Origin of the sequence: Halobacillus litoralis, assembly GCF_020524025.1 — a bacterium.
Classification (GTDB): domain Bacteria; phylum Bacillota; class Bacilli; order Bacillales; family Halobacillaceae; genus Halobacillus; species Halobacillus litoralis_D.
The window spans coordinates 1-1,673 of sequence record NZ_JAIVKN010000012.1; the positions used below are offsets into that span (position 1 = coordinate 1).

At 54.4% G+C, this 1,673-nt stretch carries 1 rRNA gene; it reads left to right on the forward strand.

Annotated elements, in window-relative coordinates:
• Window positions 1-1,668, forward strand: a 23S ribosomal RNA gene (locus LC036_RS18340); the annotation flags it as partial.
• Window positions 1,669-1,673 lie beyond the last annotated feature (5 nt).

Genomic DNA, 1,673 nt, shown 5'->3' on the forward strand with positions numbered 1-1,673 from the left:
AGTGAAGTCAGACCGTAAGGACTGGTGGAGCGCTTAGAAGTGAGAATGCCGGTATGAGTAGCGAAAAAAGAGTGAGAATCTCTTTCACCGAATGCCTAAGGTTTCCTGAGGAAGGCTCGTCCTCTCAGGGTTAGTCGGGACCTAAGCCGAGGCCGAAAGGCGTAGGCGATGGACAACAGGTTGATATTCCTGTACCACCTCCTTTCCGTTTGAACGACGGGGGGACGCAGGAGGATAAGGAGAGCGCGCCACTGGATGAGCGCGTCCAAGCAGTGAGACGGTCGGATAGGCAAATCCGTCCGGCAACGTCAAGCTGTGATGGGGAGGGAAATATAGTACCGAAGCTCCTGTGTTCACACTGCCAAGAAAATCCTCTAGTGAGGAAAGAGGTGCCCGTACCGCAAACCGACACAGGTAGGCGAGGAGAGTATCCTAAGGTGAGCGGGAGAACTCTCGTTAAGGAACTCGGCAAAATGACCCCGTAACTTCGGGAGAAGGGGTGCTCCTCTGCCGAGGAGCCGCAGTGAAAAGGCCCAAGCGACTGTTTACCAAAAACACAGGTCTCTGCGAAGCCGTAAGGCGAAGTATAGGGGCTGACACCTGCCCGGTGCTGGAAGGTTAAGGGGATGCGTTAGCTTTTGCGAAGCGTTGAACCGAAGCCCCAGTAAACGGCGGCCGTAACTATAACGGTCCTAAGGTAGCGAAATTCCTTGTCGGGTAAGTTCCGACCCGCACGAAAGGTGCAACGACTTGGGCACTGTCTCAACGAGAGACCCGGTGAAATTATACTATGTGTGAAGATGCACATTACCCGCGACAGGACGGAAAGACCCCGTGGAGCTTTACTGTAGCCTGATATTGAATGTTGGTACAGCTTGTACAGGATAGGTAGGAGCCTTAGAAGCCGGAGCGCTAGCTTCGGTGGAGGCGCTGGTGGGATACTACCCTGGCTGTACGGACATTCTAACCCAGGACCGTTATCCGGTCCGGAGACAGTGTCAGGTGGGCAGTTTGACTGGGGCGGTCGCCTCCTAAAGAGTAACGGAGGCGCCCAAAGGTTCCCTCAGAATGGTTGGAAATCATTCGCAGAGTGTAAAGGCACAAGGGAGCTTGACTGCGAGACCTACAAGTCGAGCAGGGACGAAAGTCGGGCTTAGTGATCCGGCGGTACCGCATGGAAGGGCCGTCGCTCAACGGATAAAAGCTACCCCGGGGATAACAGGCTTATCTCCCCCAAGAGTCCACATCGACGGGGAGGTTTGGCACCTCGATGTCGGCTCATCGCATCCTGGGGCTGTAGTCGGTCCCAAGGGTTGGGCTGTTCGCCCATTAAAGCGGTACGCGAGCTGGGTTCAGAACGTCGTGAGACAGTTCGGTCCCTATCCGTCGTGGGCGTTGGAAATTTGAAAGGAGCTGTCCTTAGTACGAGAGGACCGGGATGGACACACCGCTGGTGTACCAGTTGTTCCGCCAGGAGCATCGCTGGGTAGCTACGTGTGGTCGGGATAAGTGCTGAAAGCATCTAAGCATGAAGCCCACCTTGAGATGAGATTTCCCTTTGCTTTAAGCAAATAAGATCCCTCAGAGACGATGAGGTTGATAGGTCTGAGGTGGAAGCGTGGTGACACGTGGAGCTGACAGATACTAATGGATCGATGACTTATCTATCTGAT